We start from the raw sequence: 19,014 nt of genomic DNA, 5'->3' as shown, positions 1-19,014 counted from the left end.
TTAATATTACAGTCTTGTTTTCTTATAAATTTTTCTTTGAAACAAAAAGGCAAGTTGTAACTTTGCACAAATCTTATATCAGTTGGAAATTATCCATTCTCTTTCTAATTATCGTCACACAGAAGGCACAGTTGTAACTATTGGTACTTTTGATGGAGTTCATATAGGGCATCAAAAAATAATAGAGCAAGTTGTAACAACTGCAAAACAGTTAGGTAAAAAAGCTGTTTTATTGACGTTTTTTCCGCATCCTCGTATGGTTTTACAACAAAATGCTTCTATAGAATTGATAAATACCATTGATGAAAGAGCAGAATTATTATCAAAAACTGGATTGGATTATTTAATTATACATCCATTTAGCATGGAGTTTTCGAGATTAACAGCCTTAGATTTTGTGAGAAAAGTACTGGTAAATCAATTGCATACTTCAAAGTTAATTATTGGTTACGATCATCATTTTGGAAAAAATAGAGAAGGTAATTTAGAACAACTTACAGAATACAGCCATTTATACAATTTTGAAGTTGAAGAAATTCCGGCACAAGACATCAATGACGTTGCGGTAAGCTCTACCAAAATTAGAAAAGCATTATCCGAAAAAAACATAAAAACTGCTAACAAATATTTGGGTTACCACTTTATGTTAAACGGAACTGTGGTAAACGGCAAACAATTAGGCGGTAAAATTGGATTTCCAACAGCCAATCTAAGTATCAAAGAAGCTTATAAATTGATTCCTAAAACAGGTGTGTACGTTGTAAAGTCAAAAATTAACAACACAATTGTTTTTGGGATGATGAATATTGGTTTTAGGCCAACCTTAGAAGGAAAACACCAAACCATTGAAATTCATTTTTTTGACTTTAACAACGATCTTTATGGTCAGAACTTAACCATAGAAGTTTTGTATTTTTTAAGAGATGAAGAAAAATTTGATTCTGTAGAAAAACTGATTTCACAGATAAAAAAAGACAGAGAAATAGCATTAAATTACATTGAAAACATTCTTTAAAAGGCATTGGTAGATTGTTGTAGTTGCTTTATCTTTGTGGCTCTTAAAAAAGATAAAAATGTTACAAGTTCAGTTTATTAGAGACCACAAACAAACTGTTTTAGACGGTTTGGCTAAACGTAATTTTGCAGATGCAGAAACAATCATTAATGCTGTTTTATCTACGGATGAAAATCGTAGAAATACACAAACATCATTAGACACTATTTTAGCAGAATCTAATACTATTTCGAAAGAAATCGGAGAGCTTTTTAAATCTGGTCAAGCACAAAAAGCAAATCTTTTAAAAGAAAAAACAACACAACTTAAAGAGCAATCTAAAGCGTTAACAGAACAGTTAAACAGTTTTACAAATGCGTTACAAGAGTTGTTATATCAAATTCCGAATATACCACACGCATCGGTAAAAGCTGGGAAATCTGAAGAAGATAACGAAACTGTTTTTTCTGAAGGCACAATCCCTGATTTAGGAAAAAATGCATTGCCACATTGGGAATTAGCAAAAAAATACGACATCATAGATTTTGAGTTAGGAACCAAAATTACAGGTGCAGGATTTCCTGTTTATAAAGGAAAAGGAGCAAAATTGCAACGTGCTTTAATCAATTATTTTTTAGATAAAAATACAGAAGCGGGTTACACAGAAGTACAAGTTCCGCATTTGGTAAATACAGAGTCTGCAACTGCAACTGGGCAATTGCCAGATAAAGACGGACAAATGTATCATGCTACAGTAGATGATTTATATTTAATTCCGACTGCAGAAGTGCCCATTACAAATATGTTTCGTGGAAATTTAATTTCTGAAAGTGATTTTCCAATAACTTGCACAGGTTATACGCCTTGTTTTCGTCGTGAAGCTGGAAGTTACGGTGCACATGTTAGAGGTTTAAACAGATTGCATCAATTTGACAAAGTAGAAATTGTACGAATAGAACATCCAGATAATTCTTATAATGCGTTAAACGGAATGGTAGAGCACATCAAAGAAATTTTAAGAGAATTAAAATTACCTTACAGAATTTTACGTTTGTGTGGTGGCGATACAGGTTTTACCTCTGCATTAACATTCGATTTTGAAGTGTTTTCTACAGCGCAAGATAGATGGTTAGAAATTAGTTCTGCTTCAAACTTTGAAACATATCAAGCAAATAGGCTAAAGCTTCGTTTTAAAAATAAAGAAGGAAAAAGTCAGCTAGCACATACATTAAACGGAAGTTCTCTTGCGTTGCCAAGGGTTTTAGCAGGAATTTTAGAAAACTACCAAACCGAAAATGGCATTAAAATTCCAGATGCTTTAGTGCCGTATTGTGGTTTTGACGTTATTGAGTAGGTAGTTTTCAGTTACAGTTTTCAGTCAGTAAAAAACTGCTTACTGGTACTGTAAACTGCAATCTAGTTTGCAACAACTGCAACCATTAATCTTTTATATTTATTCATTTCTAATAAAGCATTTAAATAGGCAGCTATTTGTCCGTTTTGCATAAACACTTTAGCGTTGTTTTTTGCTTTTTCGTATTGTTTAGTTAATTCGTTCATAATTTCTAAATTTTGTTAGTTCTTATATCTTATAGACAAGTTTTGTGCCAAAATGTTACATTGTGTTTTTAGAAATCGTCTGATTTAATAAAAATTTAACGTTCTTGTTCTTATCTTTGAATGTCATGAAAAAAACCATCATTCTCTTTTTTATCTTCTTTAGCTCATTATGTTATGGGCAAGAAAACTATCTTTTAGCTGAAAGATATTATAGAGATGGAGCATATGAAAAAGCAACACAATTATTTAAAGTGCTCTCTGATAAAAACCCTTTTAACACAACATATTTAAAAAGATTAATTAGTTCTTATCAAGAAACATCGCAATTTGAAACTGTAGACAAACTCTTAAAAGAACGCTTGATAAAATACCCGACACATTCTTATTTATATGTTGAGTTAGGTTATAATTACGAAAAGCAACAGCAAAAAGAAATAGCTAAAACATATTATGACAAAGCCATAATTTCTATAAAAACAAATACTGGAATGGGCGGTTTTATTGGAAGGTTGTTTAATGATAATGCATTGTTAGAGTATGCAATTTTGGCTTATGAAGAAACAATGCGATATAATGAAAATGCTAATTATGAATTTCAAATTGCTCAGATTTATGGAGAAAAAGGGGATTTTGAAAAAATGTTTACTTCATATATTGATTTGATTGACAAAAACGAGAATTACCTAAATACAGTTCAACAATTTACAAGCAGATATATTACGGATGACCCATTAAACAACAACAATATTTTATTTAAAAAAGCATTGATTAAAAAATCGGTTAGCAATCCAAAAGATGTTTGGAATCGATTATTGAGTTGGCTCTTTATCCAACAAAAAGAATATGAAAAAGCGCTCATTCAAGAAAAAGCATTGTTTAATAGAAATCCAGAATACATTGTAAATATTATCAATTTAGGGTACAATGCTTACAATAACAACGCTTTTGATACTGCAAAAAAATGCTTTGATTTTATCTTGGAGAAAAGTCCGTTTATAGATCAAATTTTAACTGCAAACTTGTATTCGGTTAAAATAGCAATTGCTACCAATCAAGAAAATATCGATTCGCTTTTTGATGCCATTTTTACGCGTTATGGAAAAAAATCTACAACCTTAAAGATTCAATTAGAATATGCAGAATACTTAACTTTTAAGAAAAATGAACCGGAACAAGCAATCGCTATTTTAACAAACGCTATGGAAATTGCTAAATCGAAGTTTCAAAAAGCAGCAATTAAATTAAAACTGGGTGATGTTCATGTGTTTATTGGGAATTATAACCGTGCATTAATTTACTTCTCTCAAGTACAAACAAGTATTAAAAATCATCCGTTAGCGCAAGAAGCACGATTTAAAGTTGCACAAACTTCTTATTTTAAAAACGATTTTAAATGGGCGTTTGCACAACTAAAAGTACTAAAAGCTTCTACCACACAATTAATTGCAAATGATGCGTTGGATTTGTTTTTAATCATTTCAGACAATCAACCAAAAGATTCTTTAGACCTTGGTTTGCAATTGTATGCAAAAGCTGATTTGTTAGCATATCAAAATAAAAATACTCAAGCTATTGACACTTTACAAAAAGTAATAACAGCGTATAAAGGTCAGAAAATAGAAGATGAAGCGCTCTTTAAACAAGCAAGTTTATATACAAAAACCAAGCAGTTTCAAAAAGCTATTGACAGTTATACTTACATAATTGCTTTGGATAAAGAAGGTATTTTTGTAGATGATTCGCTCTATCAAATTGCCGAAATTTATTACAATCAATTAAATAATACAGAAAAGGCTTCTGAGTATTATCAAAAGATTATTTTTGAACATCCTTCGAGTATTTATTTAGTGGATGCTAGAAAAAAATACAGAAAGCTCAGAGGAGATACAATCAATTAAATAAAGTATCAAAAAAAAAGTGTAACAATAATTGTTACATTGATTTATTGTTTCATAATTACATTAAAAAGCATGTACATTTATAACGTAACTTTAAGCATAGATACCAGCATTCATAAAGAATGGTTAGCATGGATTCACAAACACATTCCGGAAGTTTTGGCAACAGGAAAATTTACCTCTGCAAAATTAACGCAGGTTTTAATTGAAGAAGAAATGGGCGGAATTACTTATTCTGTTCAATACACTGCTAAAACCAGAGAAGATTTAGACAAGTATTATAAAGAAGACGCAGAGAGATTGCAAGCAGACGGAATGCAAAAATTTGCAGATAAAGTATTAGCATTTAGAACAGAATTAAAATTAGTAAACGAATTTTTCTCGAACGAAGTAAAAAATTAACATGAGCGTTAAAGCCAAAAAACATTTAGGACAACATTTTTTAACTGACGAAAGTATTGCTAAAAAAATAGCTGATGCACTTACAGAAAAAGGATACAATCATGTATTAGAAATTGGTCCAGGAATGGGCGTTTTAACGAAATATCTTTTAGAGAAAAAACCAAAAATTACCGTAATGGAGCTTGATTATGATTCTGTGGCTTATTTAAAAGAATCATTTCCTGTAGAGCATTTAAAATTAGACACTAGTAAAAAGAAATTCTCCATAATTGAAGGCGATTTTTTAAAACAAGATATTAACAAGATATTTAATAACGAACAATTTGCCATCATAGGTAATTTTCCATATAATATTTCTTCTCAAATACTTTTTAGAGCAATTGAAAACAGAGAGTTTGTACCAGAATTTGCTGGTATGTTTCAAAAAGAAGTAGCGTTGAGAATTGCAGAAAAAGAAGGAAGTAAAGTGTACGGAATTTTATCTGTTTTAACCCAAGCTTTTTTTGATGTAGAGTATTTGTTTACCGTTCCGCCAACTGTTTTTAATCCGCCACCAAAAGTAGATTCTGGCGTAATAAGATTGATCAGAAAAGAAAACTATACACTTCCTGTAGATGAAAAATTATTTTTTAGAGTTGTAAAAATGGCATTTAATCAACGAAGAAAAATGTTGCGAGGAAGTTTAAAATCCTTTAATCTTTCGGATACTCTAAAAGAAGACCCTATATTTGCGAAACGACCTGAGCAATTATCCGTTCAGGAATTCATTAACTTGACTTCAAAAATAGCAGAAAATGGCATTTGAAATTACCGATGAATTTTTAGAAAACCTCTCTGAGCTTATCATTTTAAAAAATGATGAAGCACTAATTGATTTATTTTCTGATGTTCACTTTGCAGATATTGCAGAGGTATTAGACGAGGTAACTTTTGATGAAGCTATTTATATTATCAAACTTTTAGATAGCGAAAAAACATCTGAAATTCTTACAGAGTTAGATGAAGACATTCGTGAAAAAATACTTGAAAATTTTTCTGCCAAAGAAATTGCAGACGAAGTTGGCGAAATGGACTCCGATGATGCTGCAGATATTATAGGAGAACTTTCAGAAGAACGTCAAAGGCGTGTAATTAAAGCGTTAGACGATGACGAATTAGCAGCAGACATTAAAGAATTACTTTCTTACGAAAACAACACTGCGGGTTCGTTAATGGCCAAAGAGCTAGTAAAAGTATATGAAACGTGGACAGTTGCTGGTTGCATGAGAAGAATTAGAGGCCAAGCAAAAGAAGTTACTAGAGTACATTCTATCTATGTTGTAGACAAAGAAGACAAGTTGGTTGGTAGGTTATCTTTAAAAGATTTGATAATAGCAAAATCTGACCAAAAAATTGCTGATATTTCTAAACCTACAGTAGATTCTGTAAACGTAAATGAAGATGATGATGAAGTTGCAAGAATTATGGCTAAATACGATTTAGAAGCAATACCTGTGGTAGATGATAATAATGTTTTGTTAGGTAGAATTACCATTGACGACATTGTTGATGTCTTAAAAGAAGAAGCAGATAAAGATTATCAAATGGCTGCTGGTTTAACTCAAGATGTAGATTCTGATGACAGTATTTTTCAATTAACTAAAGCCCGAATTCCTTGGTTGTTTTTAGGATTAATTGGTGGTGTTGGCGCTTTCTTAATTATGGAAGGTTTTCAAGAATTATTTAGTGAAGACGCAATATTATTCTTTTTCACACCTTTAATTGCAGCAATGGCAGGAAATGTTGGTGTACAATCATCTGCAATTATAGTTCAAGGTTTGGCAAACGATGATGTAAAAGGAAGCGTAAATAAACGATTGATTAAAGAAATGCTACTTGCTGCCTTAAACGGATTGATATTAGCGGTATTTTTATTTTTATTTATTTGGCTTTATAATGGGCAGGCTCAAAAAGCCTTTGCGATTTCAGTATCATTAATAGTTGTTATTATTGTTGCGGGTTTAATAGGTACTTTTATTCCATTATTTTTAAATAAACGCGGAATTGACCCAGCAATTGCAACAGGTCCTTTTATTACAACAAGTAATGATATTTTTGGAATTCTAATTTACTTTTGGATTGCAAAACTAATTATTGGTTTGTAAAAAAAGCTTCTAGTTTTTCAACTAAAAGCTTTTCACCTTCTTTCTCTAGTTTGTTCCCCTAAAAAACAAACCTAAATAACAATTCCCACATCGTTTAGATTTTGGAATCTCTTTTATACACTACCAAAGATATACGCTAATAACCAAGCATAACTGTATAAAGCCGTAAGTGAAAATGTATTTTTCCGCAAAACATTAGTCAATAATTCCTAATTCCTTTGCTTTTAAGATTAAGTCTGTATTGTTTACTGCATTTAAATCTATCCGTAAATTTGCTAATTTACTTTCTATAGATCGTTGTTTTAGTAATGTTCCATCTTCTTTTTTAATGATTCCTTCTAAATTACTAATCTTAGATTGATTAGGTAATTCTTTTAAAATTTGAATGGCAACTTCATCCATTTGAATATTAATACAAGCTCTGCGAATTATCTTTTGATGCACTTCGTGTGTATAATAAAAATCGTCCGACATCATTTTTTGAATAGCAAAGTTTAACTCCGTTGCATTGCATTTTGTTTTTAATAAATAGGCTGAAGGTTTTAAATTCTGAATTACATTATAAATACGATTGGTTTCAGAATGACCAGTAATAACAGCTATTTTTACAGGAATTTCTTCTTTTTGAATTGCTTTAATTAAGCTTTCTCCTCCATTTAATTTTGTTGATCTGATATCATTATCAAAACTTAAATCGGTAAAAAGAATATCAAAAGTTTTTTGCTTTAATTTTGCATAAGCATCATCGCAATTTGTACTAGAAAAAATCTCAAAATCTCCAACTTCATTTAGAGAAGAAATAATTCCGTCAATAATTAATTGGTGATCATCCACTATTAAAATTTTTAACTTATCGGGCATTTATGGGGATTTCAATTTTTATGGTTGTTCCTCTATTTATTTCGCTTTTAATTTCAATATTCCCTTTTAATTCTTCTATTCTTTCTCTTTGATTTTTTAAGCCAATTCCGTTTGCTTTTTCAGAAAGATCAAATCCAACTCCATTATCTTCAACAGTTAAATATACATTATTTTTATCTTTCTTTAAATCAATCTTTAATTGAGTTGCCCCCGCGTGTTTCATAGAGTTCTGTATGCTTTCTCTAGTGCTTAAATACAACGTTCTTTTAATAGGGTTTGCAATCGCTTTCCAATCGTTTTCTTTTAATCCGTTTATCGTTATTTTACATTTTGCAGAAAAATAATCACTAATTAAATTAATCACCTGATCTTTAAAACTAACTTCATTAAAATGTACACTACTTAATTGATGAGATAAATTTCTTACATTATTTTTAACAACGTCTAGTTTTTCTGCTACCTCAATCTGATTCGTTTGTTCCAATTGCTGGTGTAAAACTCTTAAATCTCCAGCTACTTCATCATGTAACGATTTTGCGATTTGCTGGCGCTCGTGTTCTCTAACTTCAGCCTTTTGTAGTTGCGTTTCAAAAGCGAGTTTCTTTCTGCGGTTTTTAAAAACCAAAATACTTATTCCTAAAATAAGTAAACTTGCTGTTGCTAATAAAAAACCAATTAACTTCTGTTGCTTTTCTTGTGCTATTTCTAATTGTTTCTTTTCATTTTCAACCTTTAAAGTAACATTCTCTTTCTCCTTTTTACCAGTTTCATAACGTATTTTAGCAAACTGATTTTTAAGTGTTCGTTCTGCATCTAACAAGCTATCATTAATCTGAATATACCTTAACATGTAAGCATTTACTTCATTCGGCGGAACTAACTTGTATTTTGAAATATTGGATAAAATAGTTGTTTCTCTACTTAAAAATTTTGACTTCCTAGCGTATCTAAGTGCTTCTTTTGCATGAAATACAGATTTTTTAGTATCCTTAGTTTTATAATAATAAATAGATTGTATATTATGGTTAGTGCTCAATTCTTTAATATTATTACTCTTGGCTGAAATCGTATTCGCTTTTCGTAAATTTTTTATTGCTTTATCAAACTCTCCTATTTTTAAATAATTATTTGCAAGATTATTTGTCAACAAAACAAAAGATCTTGGGTACTTCATTTCAATACTATCTAATTGTAGTCCTTGTTTAAAAAAAGAAATTGCTTTTTGGTATTTTCCTTCATCAGTGTAGGTTGTTCCAACATTATTAAAATAATTTAACTGGCCAATTTCTTTTCTTCTTTTACTTGGGTTTTTTTGATGTACTTGTTTTGATTTATTATAATACTTAATCGCTTCGTCATATTTTTTTAACCTCTTAGCAACTATTCCGAGGTTATTATACAAACTGCCTGAATATCGGTAATCATTTATAGGTTCTAAAAAACGCAATCCTTCAATAGATGAAACTTCTGCACCCAAATAATCTTTTCCACCGAGTTGCAAATTTGCCATACTTAACAAACGTCTACCAACCTCTAAAGAATCTTTAAGCAAAAGGGAAATATTTTTTGATTCTTGATAATAATATAAAGAACTATCTTTTTTAAAAATTAATGAAAAAATCAACGCTTTATAATGGTATGATTTGGCTAATGCAAAAGAATCATTAGATTTTAAATATAGACTGTTTAAGTTTTTTTGGGCAATATCTAATCCTTTCGTTTTCTTTTCAAAAAAACTCTGTAAGCCATACTTATTATTAGATGCCATGATTAAAGAATCAATTTGTAATTCTTGAGATAACGCTGTGGCTCTTTTTAAAAATTTTAATTGTTGCTTTCCCTTGGCATTTTTTAAGAGATAAATAATTGAATCTTTTTTTTGTAACACCTCATTAGTTTGTGAAAAAGAAATTTCACAAACAAGAAAAAAAGTTGCAAGAAAAAATAAATTTTTAATATTCATAAATAAAAAATACTTGATAAATCAAGGCATTATAGATGTTTTATCTAACCTCCTTCACCGCCTTGAGTTCCTTCATCACCATCTCCGTTTTCTTCATTTCCTCCTGGTTGGGATTTTAAACTTACATTTTTTAAATACATTTCTTTTTTCATTTTTATGATTCTTTAAGTTAAACAATACCTGTTAGAGGGAATAACAATATGACATAAATGTATTGCATTCTGCCATAAATTCAAAAATTATTTCAGCTTATTAAACAAGTCCCACAAAACTACACCACAACTTACAGAGATATTTAATGAGTGTTTGGTTCCTAATTGCGGAATTTCAATACAAACATCTGAAGCATTTACAACTTCTTGTTGTACGCCTTTTACTTCATTTCCCATGACAACGGCATATTTTTGGTTTTTATCAGGAGTAAATTCGTTCAACATTGTACTGTTTTCAGCTTGTTCAATTGAAAGTACTTTAATTTTAGATTCTTTTAATTTTTGAATAAGTGTCAACGTATCTTTTACATATTCCCATGCAACGGATTCGGTTGCGCCTAATGCAGTTTTATGAATTTCTTTGTTTGGCGGTGTTGCGGTAATTCCGCAGAGATAAATTTTTTCGATTAAAAAAGCATCTGAGGTTCTAAAAACAGCACCCACATTATTTAAACTTCTAATATTATCTAGCACCACAATTAAAGGCGTTTTAACAACATCTTTAAATGCATCCACAGAAATTCTTCCTAACTCGCTATTTTTTAGTTTTCTCATAATTTAGTTTTCAGTTAGCAGTAACAGTTGGCAGTAAAAAACTGTTTACCGAATATTGAATACTGCCTACTTTTTGTAACTTCGCAAAACTAATTTAAAATTCCGAAAGACTTGGCAAAAGCAACCACAAAAAAGGTTACTCCATTAATGAAACAATACAATGCCATCAAGGTAAAATATCCTGATGCAATGTTGTTGTTTAGAGTTGGAGATTTTTACGAAACCTTTGGTGAAGATGCTAAAAAAGCCGCACATGTTTTAGGAATTACCTTAACAAAACGTGGCGCAGGAAGTGATACCGAAACTGCCTTAGCTGGTTTTCCGCATCATTCTATAAATACCTATTTACCAAAATTGGTAAAAGCCGGAATGCGAGTGGCCATTTGTGATCAATTAGAAGATCCAAAAATGACCAAAACCATTGTAAAACGTGGCGTTACAGAATTGGTTACGCCTGGTGTTGCATTAAATGATGAAGTTTTAAATACCAAAACGAATAATTTTTTAGCGGCAGTTCATTTTGATACTTCGACACGCTCAGCAACAAAAAAACAACTCGGAATTTCATTTCTAGATGTTTCTACCGGAGAATATTTAGTTGCACAAGGAAACGAAGAATACATCGATAAATTATTACAAAATTTTAGTCCGAGTGAAGTCTTGGTTGAGAAAAGACACAAACAACAATTTCTAGAACTATTTGAAAATCGTTTTTATACGTTTTACTTAGACGATTGGGTTTTTCAAACAGAATACGCGCAAGAAACGTTGCAAAATCATTTCAAAGTAAAAAGTTTAAAAGGTTTCGGAATTCAAGAATTGTCTAGCGGAATTATAGCTGCCGGAGCAGTATTATTTTATTTATCAGAAACACAACACAAACAAGTATCGCACATTCAAAATATCTCAAGAATTGCAGAAGATAATTATGTTTGGATGGACAGATTTACCGTTAGAAATTTAGAATTATATCATGGAACTTCTAATAATTCTGTGACTCTTCTTGATATTATTGATGCAACCATTTCGCCGATGGGCGGACGCTTATTAAAGCGTTGGTTGGCCTTGCCGTTGAAGAATATTAAAGAAATTCAACAACGCCATGAAACGGTAAACTATTTAATCAATACTGATGATTTCTTTGAAACGGTTACCTATCAAATCAAACAAATAAGTGATATTGAACGCTTAATTTCTAAAGTAGCAACAGGCAAAGCATCGCCAAGAGAAGTTGTGTACTTAAAGAATTCTTTACAAGCGATTATTCCGATAAAAGAAGCTGCTGAAAAAAGCACCAATGCATCTGTAAAACAAATCGGAAAATCACTAAACAATTGTTCTGAATTGATTGCAAAAATTTCTGAAACAATTTTTGATGATGCTCCTGTAAATATCAACAAAGGAAATGCCATTGCAAACGGAGTTTCACAAGAATTGGATGATTTGCGCGCCATTTCAAATTCTGGAAAAGAATATTTAGACAATATGTTGGCTCGTGAAACAGAGCGAACCGGAATTACAAGTTTAAAAATTGCTTTTAATAATGTTTTTGGATATTATATTGAAGTTAGAAACACACATAAAGACAAAGTTCCTGAAGAGTGGATTCGTAAACAAACTTTGGTAAATGCCGAGCGTTATATTACCGAAGAATTGAAAGAATACGAAACCAAAATTTTAGGCGCAGAAGAAAAAATTCAGCTTTTAGAGTTCGAAATTTTCTCTAAACTGATTCAATATATTATCAATTTTGTACAGCCAATTCAGCAAAACGCCAACGGAATTGCACAATTAGATTGCTTATTATCTTTTGCAAAAACGGCGATCGATAATAATTATGTGCGTCCGATTTTAGATGAAAGCACCGATTTAGAAATTAAAAACGGTCGTCATCCTGTAATTGAAAAACAATTGCCAATTGGCGAAGAATATATTGCAAATGATGTGGTGTTGAACAGAAATCAACAACAAATTATTATGATTACCGGACCAAATATGTCTGGTAAATCAGCCATTTTACGTCAAACTGCTTTGATTGTGTTGTTGGCACAAATGGGAAGTTATGTTCCTGCACAAAATGCAAGAATTGGCGTTGTAGACAAAATTTTTACACGTGTTGGCGCAAGCGATAATATTTCGATGGGTGAATCTACGTTTATGGTAGAAATGAACGAAACAGCTTCGATTCTAAACAATATTTCTGAACGGAGTTTGGTATTGTTAGATGAAATTGGACGTGGAACCTCTACCTATGACGGAATTTCAATCGCGTGGGCAATTGCAGAATATTTACACGAACATCCATCAAAAGCAAAAACATTATTTGCTACACATTATCACGAATTAAATGACATGACCGAAACTTTTAGTCGTGTAAAAAACTTTAATGTTTCTGTAAAAGAATTAAAAGACACCATTATTTTCTTACGTAAATTGGTTGCTGGTGGCTCTAATCATAGTTTCGGGATTCATGTTGCTAAATTAGCTGGAATGCCTACACAGGTAATTCATAGAGCAAACAAAATATTAGAACAACTTGAAAAAAATCATTCAAATAAAGAAGTAAAGGAAACTTTAAAAACCGTACAGCATAAAGAAATGCAATTGAGCTTTTTTCAGCTAGACGATCCTTTATTAGAAAACATCAAAGAAGAAATTTTATCAACCAATATTGATACCTTAACTCCGATTGAAGCCTTGATGAAGTTGAATGAAATTAAGAGAATGCTGACAAAAAAATAACGAATGTCTTTCCGACCGTTAGCGGAGGAATCTCAAATGAAGAATAATTTTTTAGTTAGGTTTCTCAATTACATACACTTCGACTACGCTCAGTGTCCGTTAATAAATGACAAGAGGAACATTTATGGTTCTGATTAAATAATAAAATAATGGTAAACAATCTAGAACAAGGTTTTTTCGGGATCGGAATTCAGAATGGAAAAACTCCAGAAAATTTAGGTGTTCTTTGGCGATCTGCTCAAAATATGGGCGCAAGTTTTATTTTTACCATTGGTAATCGTTATGCAAAACAAGCTTGTGATACACATAAAGCCGTTGGCGCAATGCCCTATTTTCATTATGAAACTTTTGACGATTTCTTTAACAATCTTCCTAAAGGCGCTGTATTAGTTGGTGTAGAATTAAATGAAAAAGCAGTGCAATTAGAAACGTTTACACATCCAAGACGTTGCGTTTATTTATTAGGCGCAGAAGATCACGGAATGTCTAAAACAGCAATTGAAAAATCACATCATTTGGTTAAATTCAAATCAGAATTGAGTTTAAATGTTTCCGTTGCTGGAAGTATTATTATGTATGATCGACAAGCGAAATTGAGTTTTAAAATTTAATTTTTTCTTGATCAAGAACAGTTTGTAAACTTCCAGAGATTGGAAAAATAAAAGGGTTTTGTTTATTGTTATTTTTACGAAGTAGTCCAATTTCTCTCAGAACCAATATGTTTTTTATATAATCCTTATATAACAAGTTCGGTTGATATAAAACAAAACAAATATCTTCATTTTTTATTTCTTCATATATTCTTTTAACATTGTTATGTGAAATCCTAACCTTATTAATGGAAATAGAGTCATTTTTTAAAAATTCGATTTTTTTATATTTCATTTTATTTAAAACACTATCAGATTTTTTAAATCTTTTAGCATATAAATTATCTAAATAACTTTCATATAATTCTGGATTTAAATAGTCTGAATATTTATATGACACTAGATTTATTTTACTAGAATCAACTTTATCAACCTCTCTCTTTAAAAAAGTTGGAAGATTTCCATAATACCATATTCCTTGTTCTAAATTATTAATGTTTCCAGTTCTATAGAAAAACCTCATATATGACTGACGAAGTTGCACTTTAACTTTATCTACAAATTTATAGGGTGTGTTTACATCAATATGTAAAAAGGCAAGAACATTATATTTATGCATTGGATGTTCATGCACAAATTTAAAAGCTAAATTACCTAGTTGGTTATAGTTTACTAAAGAATCTTTTACATAAACTGTTCCATTTTTATCAAGAAAAACATCAAATAAAGCAGTAATATAATTATTGCTAAACTCTATTTCCTCTTTTCCTTCTGGCAACTCTATTGTTTCTTTTTGCGCAAGACAAATACTGCTTATTAGCAGTAGTAGAATTAAAATTTTCTTTTTCATATTTAAAATATATAACTCAGAGTTTACAAAAAGCAAACCCTAAGTTAGTTTATAAAATTAATTGCAGAGAAGCACGTTTTATACTTTTCCTTTTTTCGTCTTTAAAATTTTAATAAGCGGTTTTAAATTATCTCCTTCTCTTAAAGGCTTTTCATTTATCATCAATTGCACAGTAAGGGCAACAATTAATTGCCAAAAAAGATATGGATCACCAACTTCAATATTATAAAGAATAAGTGCTGTTAATATTAATAAAACAATTGAACTTATTATTATTAATAGTACCCGTTTAGTTTTTTTAATATTAAATACAAAAAGGAATGATAAAAAAACAAGGAATGGTGCTAAAACAAAAGGTGAAATAATAAAGCCAACTTCTCGCATAGCATCATCACTTATCACAGAATCTGTATTATTAAGCAAGAATTCTCTTAAATAGTCATAGATACTTAGACTAAAATATGAAACAATAAAAGAAAGAAAAGCCAATAAGACACATAAAAACACTCCGTAAAACGGATTAAACCTATGTGATTCCCAATTCAAAAAACCTATAATAAGTCCAAAAAATATTGGATAGTATTCAAATGAGTCATAATATGTAAATATTGAATATACTAAAACACATAAAATTGGGGACAAAAATATATTTAAATACGCTTTCATATTTAGAAAAAAAACCTCAATTATAAATTCCCTAATTTATTAGTTTGATAGAGCCAATAAATAAGGCTTAATAATATAATTACTAAATAAATCTTTACCCTATTAAAAAGTTCTTTTTTAGCTTTTCTCTTAAAATCTATAAATGTTAAAATGAAAAATAAAAGAAATGAGAGTATAATACATATTATTTGAAACCAGCCTAAAATACCAACTCCATAAACACCAAGCTTCCAATCAACAGGTGTGAATAAAAGCATAAATGAGAGCCCTAAACTCAAGTTAAAAATAAAATTTAATTTTTTATTTAATGACTTTTTCATGTAGTACAATTTTAATAATTGTCTCGCAACCATTCAAAAGTGGTTTGCATTTGTGTTCTTACTTGGTCATTTGTTTTCTTAAAATGATTGTTCATAAAACTAAAGACTAACACTTTGCCCGAATTTGTTAGTAAATAACCACTAACATTATGGTTGTTGCCAACAGTTCCTGTTTTTGCAAAAACATAAGGTTTTGTTTTTCCGGCATACCAATTTTTTATGGTTCCGAATTCGCCACCAACAGGAAATAAATTGAACAAGCGTTCTTGCTGAATCATTTTATGCATTTTACTTAACACTTCTACAAAAGATATTGGCGTAAACAAATTATAACGACTCAAACCAGAACCATCAACCCAACGTGGTTGTTGCTTTAACTCTTTTAATTGATTTTCTAAGACATGTTTACGGACGTTAGATGAACTCAACGTATCTGACAATGTAGAAGAAGCCAATACTAAAATTTGTTCTGCTAAAAAGTTGTCGCTAACTTCCATCATTCGTCTGTACAAACTATCTGAAGGAACACTATACGCAATGGTTGACGGTTTTAATGCTGATGATTTAACAACCGAAATTTTATTGGGTAAGATTTCATTCCATAAATTACTAATCAAAGTTGAATCGATGATCATCGGGATTTCTGTTTCTGATTTTCTATCGCTTCTGAAATAAAACTTGTTTTTAAACTCGTCTCTTCCATAAAAATTATCCGTGATTTTTATTTTAGATTGATAAAATGCTGGTTGTACTACAATTGAATCTTCATTCTGAACCGTAACTACATTTCCGTACATCGGAAAAGCACTTCGTTCTGCACTAAAATAACTATCAAAATCTTCCCAAGCCCAACCTGGACCAAAACGTTTATCGGTAATATTATCAATAATTATATTGGCTTTTGCATAGTTGTCAATCATTTTTAAAGCAGTACTGTCTTTAAAATAATTATGTAAAAAAGTAGGATCTCCAGTTCCTTGAATGGTAATTGTATCTTTATTTACTGCATATTTAAAAGCCGGAATTGAATCTGGCAACATCGTTAATCCTGTTAACAACGTAAATAATTTTGTATTACTTGCTGGTGTAAAATATCTTTCTCCGTTGTAATTATAGACTTCTTTTTCTGCTTTTATATCATAAATATAAACGCCTGTAAATTGATTTTCGTAAAAAGAAGTATTGAGTTTTTTAGAAATTGTTCTGTTTAATTTGGCAGTTTTACAATTGGCAAAAAAAGCAATTATCAAAAGGCTAAAGAATATTTTTTTTAGCAGCATTGTTAAAGAGTTTGGTTAAGGTTTCTAAATTACAATTATTTTTAGAATCTAATAACAGAAATGGTTAACTTTGCATTTGTATGAATACACATTTTTTATTTATTGGTGGTCCAGAAATTATTGTTATCGGCTTATTAGTGGTAATGCTTTTTGGTGCAGATAAAATTCCAGAGATTGCTCGTGGTTTAGGTAAAGGTATGCGTCAGTTAAAAGACGCTACAAACGATATCAAAAGAGAAATTAACGAAACTGCTGATAAACAAGGGATTGACACCAACATTGCAAAAGATGTTGCCAAAGAAATTAATAAAGTAAAAGACGAAATTACTGGTCCTATAAAAAGGAATATGTAATTTTTCTTAATTTATATAGAGCAATGTCTCCTCGAGCGGAGTCGAGAGGTTCTAGATTACAAAACAGTCTCGACCAATCATCAAAGATAATTTACTTAACTCTACTTATTGTCAATCCGTCTCTTATTGGCAACAAAACCGTTTCTAATCTTTCATCAGAATTTAAAAGTGTGTTGTATGCTAGCAATACTTTTGTATCGATATCTTTTTCATCTAAGGCTTCAATTACTTTTCCGCTCCAAAGTACATTATCGGATAAAATAATTCCACCAGCATTCATTTTGTCAATAATCAAATGAAAATAATTAATGTAATTTGATTTGTCTGCGTCGATAAAAACCAAATCGAAAGTTGTGTTTAAAGTTGGGATGATCTCCAACGCATTGCCAACATATTGTTGAATTTGGTTTTGAAATCCCGATTTTTTAAAATACTTGTCTTGCAAACTACACAATTCTTCGTTTTTATCAATGGTGTAAATAGTTCCTTCGGGATGTAAACCTTCTGCAATACTTAGCGCAGAATACCCTGTATAAGTTCCAATTTCTAAAACGCTTTTGGGTTGAACGAGTTTAGAAAGCATCGATAAAACTCTTCCTTGAAAAGCACCGCTTAACATTCTTGGATTTAAGACTTTTTGCCAAGTTTCTTTAGATAATTCTTTTAAAATTTGTGGTTCTTTTTGAGAATGTTCTACCACATAATCGTCTATTTTTTCGGGTAAAAAATGCATCTTTTTATGCTTCTAATTCTTGGAGTTTCTTTTTTAAATGCTCTTTTTCTTGTGCAGATAAACAACGTTGTTCTTTTTTACAGTCGGTTGCTTTCATCTTGTAAACTTTGGTCATTTTTACATTTTGCTTTGTATACAATCCGCATATTTTACATAAAAGAAAGTGAAAGTTTAGTTTGATTTTTTCGAAAAGTGTTGCTTCTCCATATTGACTTTTGTCGCAAATGGTAGTTGCTTCATCACAAGATATTATAAATTTTGCCATGCTATTATTAACTGTTAAACCAATTATCTTCCATACATTTTCTAAGCTGAGTTCTTGCTCTGTGGATGATAACCCACAGATTTGACGCAGTTATATTTAACTCCTTACAGATTTCTTCTGTTTCAAATTCTTGAATTGTTTTCATTCTAAAAACCAGCGCGTATTTTTCTGGTAAATTAGCTATACATTGGTCTATTGTAGATTTTAATTCTGCTGATTCTATCATTTTATCGGCATCATTACCCCAAGTTTGAGGAACACGTTCTTCAATCCATCTTCCTTCATTATCGCCGTCTTCATAAAAATTCATTCTAACTTCGGCTTTTCCTTTTTTAGAATTTATTTTACGATAATAATCAATTACTTTACGTTTTAAAATTGCTACCAACCAAGTTCTTTCGGCTGCTTTTCCTTCAAAGTTTTTGGCTGATTTTAATCCTGCAAAAAAAGTTTCTTGGACCAAATCTTTTGCGATATCGCTATTATTTACACGAACAACCGCGTAATTAAATAAATAATCTGCGTATTTATCAATCCATGTATTTGGATCTAAAGTATGTTTTATGGTGTTTTCTGACATTCTAATTTCTGAACATCAAAGATATTCAATTTTACACGAGTATGTA

The 19,014-nt window shown here is 30.6% G+C and carries 20 protein-coding genes; 9 read left to right on the top strand and 11 right to left on the bottom strand.

Features of this window, described 5'->3' with window-relative positions:
• Nucleotides 1–82: 82 nt before the first annotated feature.
• Both ACEWL1_RS03955 and serS read left to right on the top strand, forming a co-directional pair.
• Complete coding sequence (locus ACEWL1_RS03955; RefSeq protein WP_409231983.1) at nt 83–1,015, top strand: bifunctional riboflavin kinase/FAD synthetase; 933 nt, start codon at nt 83–85, stop codon at nt 1,013–1,015.
• Between the two features lie 58 nt (nt 1,016–1,073).
• Nucleotides 1,074–2,348 (top strand): serine--tRNA ligase, encoded by a 1,275-nt coding sequence (gene serS, locus ACEWL1_RS03950; RefSeq protein ID WP_409231982.1) that lies wholly within the window; start codon nt 1,074–1,076, stop codon nt 2,346–2,348.
• Nucleotides 2,349–2,410: 62 nt separating this feature from the next.
• Here serS and ACEWL1_RS03945 read toward each other — a convergent pair whose 3' ends face one another.
• Nucleotides 2,411–2,554 carry a hypothetical protein gene (locus ACEWL1_RS03945; RefSeq protein WP_409231981.1) on the bottom strand — a complete coding sequence of 48 codons (144 nt, stop codon included), beginning with the start codon at nt 2,552–2,554 and terminating at the stop codon, nt 2,411–2,413.
• Between the two features lie 125 nt (nt 2,555–2,679).
• Between ACEWL1_RS03945 and ACEWL1_RS03940 the strand changes: the two genes are divergently transcribed.
• From ACEWL1_RS03940 to mgtE, 4 genes are all read left to right on the top strand, one after another.
• A complete protein-coding gene (locus ACEWL1_RS03940) occupies nt 2,680–4,452 on the top strand; it encodes a tetratricopeptide repeat protein (protein WP_409231980.1) in 1,773 nt (590 codons plus the stop codon).
• 72 nt (nt 4,453–4,524) lie between these two features.
• Nucleotides 4,525–4,854 (top strand): DUF4286 family protein, encoded by a 330-nt coding sequence (locus ACEWL1_RS03935; protein WP_409231979.1) that lies wholly within the window; start codon nt 4,525–4,527, stop codon nt 4,852–4,854.
• Nucleotide 4,855: 1 nt separating this feature from the next.
• The gene (gene rsmA / locus ACEWL1_RS03930; RefSeq protein WP_409231978.1) at nt 4,856–5,659 is read left to right on the top strand and encodes a 16S rRNA (adenine(1518)-N(6)/adenine(1519)-N(6))-dimethyltransferase RsmA; all 804 of its coding nucleotides are present in this window, start codon (nt 4,856–4,858) and stop codon (nt 5,657–5,659) included.
• Complete coding sequence (mgtE, locus tag ACEWL1_RS03925) at nt 5,649–6,998, top strand: magnesium transporter (RefSeq protein WP_409231977.1); 1,350 nt, start codon at nt 5,649–5,651, stop codon at nt 6,996–6,998. The genes rsmA and mgtE overlap by 11 nt, the downstream gene beginning before the upstream one ends.
• A 195-nt stretch (nt 6,999–7,193) precedes the next feature.
• Here mgtE and ACEWL1_RS03920 read toward each other — a convergent pair whose 3' ends face one another.
• The 3 genes from ACEWL1_RS03920 to ACEWL1_RS03910 form a co-directional block, all read right to left on the bottom strand.
• Nucleotides 7,194–7,832, bottom strand: a complete 639-nt coding sequence (locus ACEWL1_RS03920; RefSeq protein WP_409231976.1) for a response regulator — start codon at nt 7,830–7,832, stop codon at nt 7,194–7,196.
• A gap of 16 nt (nt 7,833–7,848) precedes the next feature.
• Complete coding sequence (locus tag ACEWL1_RS03915) at nt 7,849–9,747, bottom strand: tetratricopeptide repeat-containing sensor histidine kinase (protein WP_409231975.1); 1,899 nt, start codon at nt 9,745–9,747, stop codon at nt 7,849–7,851.
• Nucleotides 9,748–10,061: 314 nt separating this feature from the next.
• Complete coding sequence (locus tag ACEWL1_RS03910; RefSeq protein WP_409231974.1) at nt 10,062–10,589, bottom strand: RNA methyltransferase; 528 nt, start codon at nt 10,587–10,589, stop codon at nt 10,062–10,064.
• 111 nt (nt 10,590–10,700) lie between these two features.
• Between ACEWL1_RS03910 and mutS the strand changes: the two genes are divergently transcribed.
• Both mutS and ACEWL1_RS03900 read left to right on the top strand, forming a co-directional pair.
• Nucleotides 10,701–13,331, top strand: coding sequence for a DNA mismatch repair protein MutS (mutS, locus tag ACEWL1_RS03905; RefSeq protein WP_409231973.1), 2,631 nt, complete (start codon nt 10,701–10,703; stop codon nt 13,329–13,331).
• Nucleotides 13,332–13,480: 149 nt separating this feature from the next.
• A complete protein-coding gene (locus ACEWL1_RS03900; protein ID WP_409231972.1) occupies nt 13,481–13,942 on the top strand; it encodes an RNA methyltransferase in 462 nt (153 codons plus the stop codon).
• Here the strand turns inward: ACEWL1_RS03900 and ACEWL1_RS03895 are convergent.
• From ACEWL1_RS03895 to ACEWL1_RS03880, 4 genes are all read right to left on the bottom strand, one after another.
• Complete coding sequence (locus ACEWL1_RS03895) at nt 13,932–14,771, bottom strand: hypothetical protein (protein ID WP_409231971.1); 840 nt, start codon at nt 14,769–14,771, stop codon at nt 13,932–13,934. The two genes, ACEWL1_RS03900 and ACEWL1_RS03895, sit on opposite strands and share 11 nt — an antisense overlap.
• Nucleotides 14,772–14,849: 78 nt before the next feature.
• A complete protein-coding gene (locus ACEWL1_RS03890) occupies nt 14,850–15,437 on the bottom strand; it encodes a hypothetical protein (RefSeq protein WP_409231970.1) in 588 nt (195 codons plus the stop codon).
• Between the two features lie 20 nt (nt 15,438–15,457).
• On the bottom strand, nt 15,458–15,757 hold the full coding sequence (locus tag ACEWL1_RS03885) for a hypothetical protein (RefSeq protein ID WP_409231969.1): 300 nt from the start codon (nt 15,755–15,757) through the stop codon (nt 15,458–15,460).
• A gap of 11 nt (nt 15,758–15,768) precedes the next feature.
• Complete coding sequence (locus ACEWL1_RS03880; RefSeq protein ID WP_409231968.1) at nt 15,769–17,037, bottom strand: D-alanyl-D-alanine carboxypeptidase/D-alanyl-D-alanine-endopeptidase; 1,269 nt, start codon at nt 17,035–17,037, stop codon at nt 15,769–15,771.
• An 80-nt stretch (nt 17,038–17,117) separates the two neighbouring features.
• Here ACEWL1_RS03880 and ACEWL1_RS03875 point away from each other — a divergent pair, with 80 nt between their 5' ends.
• Nucleotides 17,118–17,390, top strand: coding sequence for a Sec-independent protein translocase subunit TatA/TatB (locus ACEWL1_RS03875; protein ID WP_409231967.1), 273 nt, complete (start codon nt 17,118–17,120; stop codon nt 17,388–17,390).
• Nucleotides 17,391–17,481: 91 nt separating this feature from the next.
• On the opposite strand, the gene ACEWL1_RS03870 is transcribed toward ACEWL1_RS03875, so the two are convergent.
• From ACEWL1_RS03870 to ACEWL1_RS03860, 3 genes are read right to left on the bottom strand one after another with little or no spacing between them, the layout of a single operon-like run.
• A complete protein-coding gene (locus ACEWL1_RS03870) occupies nt 17,482–18,123 on the bottom strand; it encodes an O-methyltransferase (RefSeq protein ID WP_409231966.1) in 642 nt (213 codons plus the stop codon).
• Between the two features lie 4 nt (nt 18,124–18,127).
• On the bottom strand, nt 18,128–18,388 hold the full coding sequence (locus ACEWL1_RS03865; RefSeq protein ID WP_409231965.1) for a hypothetical protein: 261 nt from the start codon (nt 18,386–18,388) through the stop codon (nt 18,128–18,130).
• Between the two features lie 7 nt (nt 18,389–18,395).
• A complete protein-coding gene (locus tag ACEWL1_RS03860; RefSeq protein WP_409231964.1) occupies nt 18,396–18,968 on the bottom strand; it encodes a sigma-70 family RNA polymerase sigma factor in 573 nt (190 codons plus the stop codon).
• Between the last annotated feature and the right edge of the window lie 46 nt (nt 18,969–19,014).

The sequence above is a fragment of the Polaribacter gochangensis genome (assembly GCF_046224025.1).
In the GTDB taxonomy this organism is placed as follows: Bacteria; Bacteroidota; Bacteroidia; order Flavobacteriales; family Flavobacteriaceae; genus Polaribacter; species Polaribacter gochangensis.
Note: the sequence above shows the minus strand (reverse complement) of the source record. Positions and strands in the feature narration are given on the sequence as shown.

Bases quoted from the DNA above. Each gene is read 5' to 3' on its own strand.
- ACEWL1_RS03900 (WP_409231972.1), top strand. From the start codon at position 13,481: ATGGTAAACAATCTAGAACAAGGTTTTTTCGGGATCGGAATTCAGAAT.
- ACEWL1_RS03885 (WP_409231969.1), bottom strand. From the start codon at position 15,757: ATGAAAAAGTCATTAAATAAAAAATTAAATTTTATTTTTAACTTGAGT.
- ACEWL1_RS03945 (WP_409231981.1), bottom strand. From the start codon at position 2,554: ATGAACGAATTAACTAAACAATACGAAAAAGCAAAAAACAACGCTAAA.
- rsmA (WP_409231978.1), top strand. From the start codon at position 4,856: ATGAGCGTTAAAGCCAAAAAACATTTAGGACAACATTTTTTAACTGAC.
- ACEWL1_RS03870 (WP_409231966.1), bottom strand. From the start codon at position 18,123: ATGCATTTTTTACCCGAAAAAATAGACGATTATGTGGTAGAACATTCT.
- ACEWL1_RS03940 (WP_409231980.1), top strand. From the start codon at position 2,680: ATGAAAAAAACCATCATTCTCTTTTTTATCTTCTTTAGCTCATTATGT.
- ACEWL1_RS03865 (WP_409231965.1), bottom strand. From the start codon at position 18,388: ATGGCAAAATTTATAATATCTTGTGATGAAGCAACTACCATTTGCGAC.
- serS (WP_409231982.1), top strand. From the start codon at position 1,074: ATGTTACAAGTTCAGTTTATTAGAGACCACAAACAAACTGTTTTAGAC.
- ACEWL1_RS03860 (WP_409231964.1), bottom strand. From the start codon at position 18,968: ATGTCAGAAAACACCATAAAACATACTTTAGATCCAAATACATGGATT.
- ACEWL1_RS03895 (WP_409231971.1), bottom strand. From the start codon at position 14,771: ATGAAAAAGAAAATTTTAATTCTACTACTGCTAATAAGCAGTATTTGT.
- ACEWL1_RS03910 (WP_409231974.1), bottom strand. From the start codon at position 10,589: ATGAGAAAACTAAAAAATAGCGAGTTAGGAAGAATTTCTGTGGATGCA.
- mgtE (WP_409231977.1), top strand. From the start codon at position 5,649: ATGGCATTTGAAATTACCGATGAATTTTTAGAAAACCTCTCTGAGCTT.
- ACEWL1_RS03875 (WP_409231967.1), top strand. From the start codon at position 17,118: ATGAATACACATTTTTTATTTATTGGTGGTCCAGAAATTATTGTTATC.
- ACEWL1_RS03880 (WP_409231968.1), bottom strand. From the start codon at position 17,037: ATGCTGCTAAAAAAAATATTCTTTAGCCTTTTGATAATTGCTTTTTTT.
- ACEWL1_RS03890 (WP_409231970.1), bottom strand. From the start codon at position 15,437: ATGAAAGCGTATTTAAATATATTTTTGTCCCCAATTTTATGTGTTTTA.
- ACEWL1_RS03935 (WP_409231979.1), top strand. From the start codon at position 4,525: ATGTACATTTATAACGTAACTTTAAGCATAGATACCAGCATTCATAAA.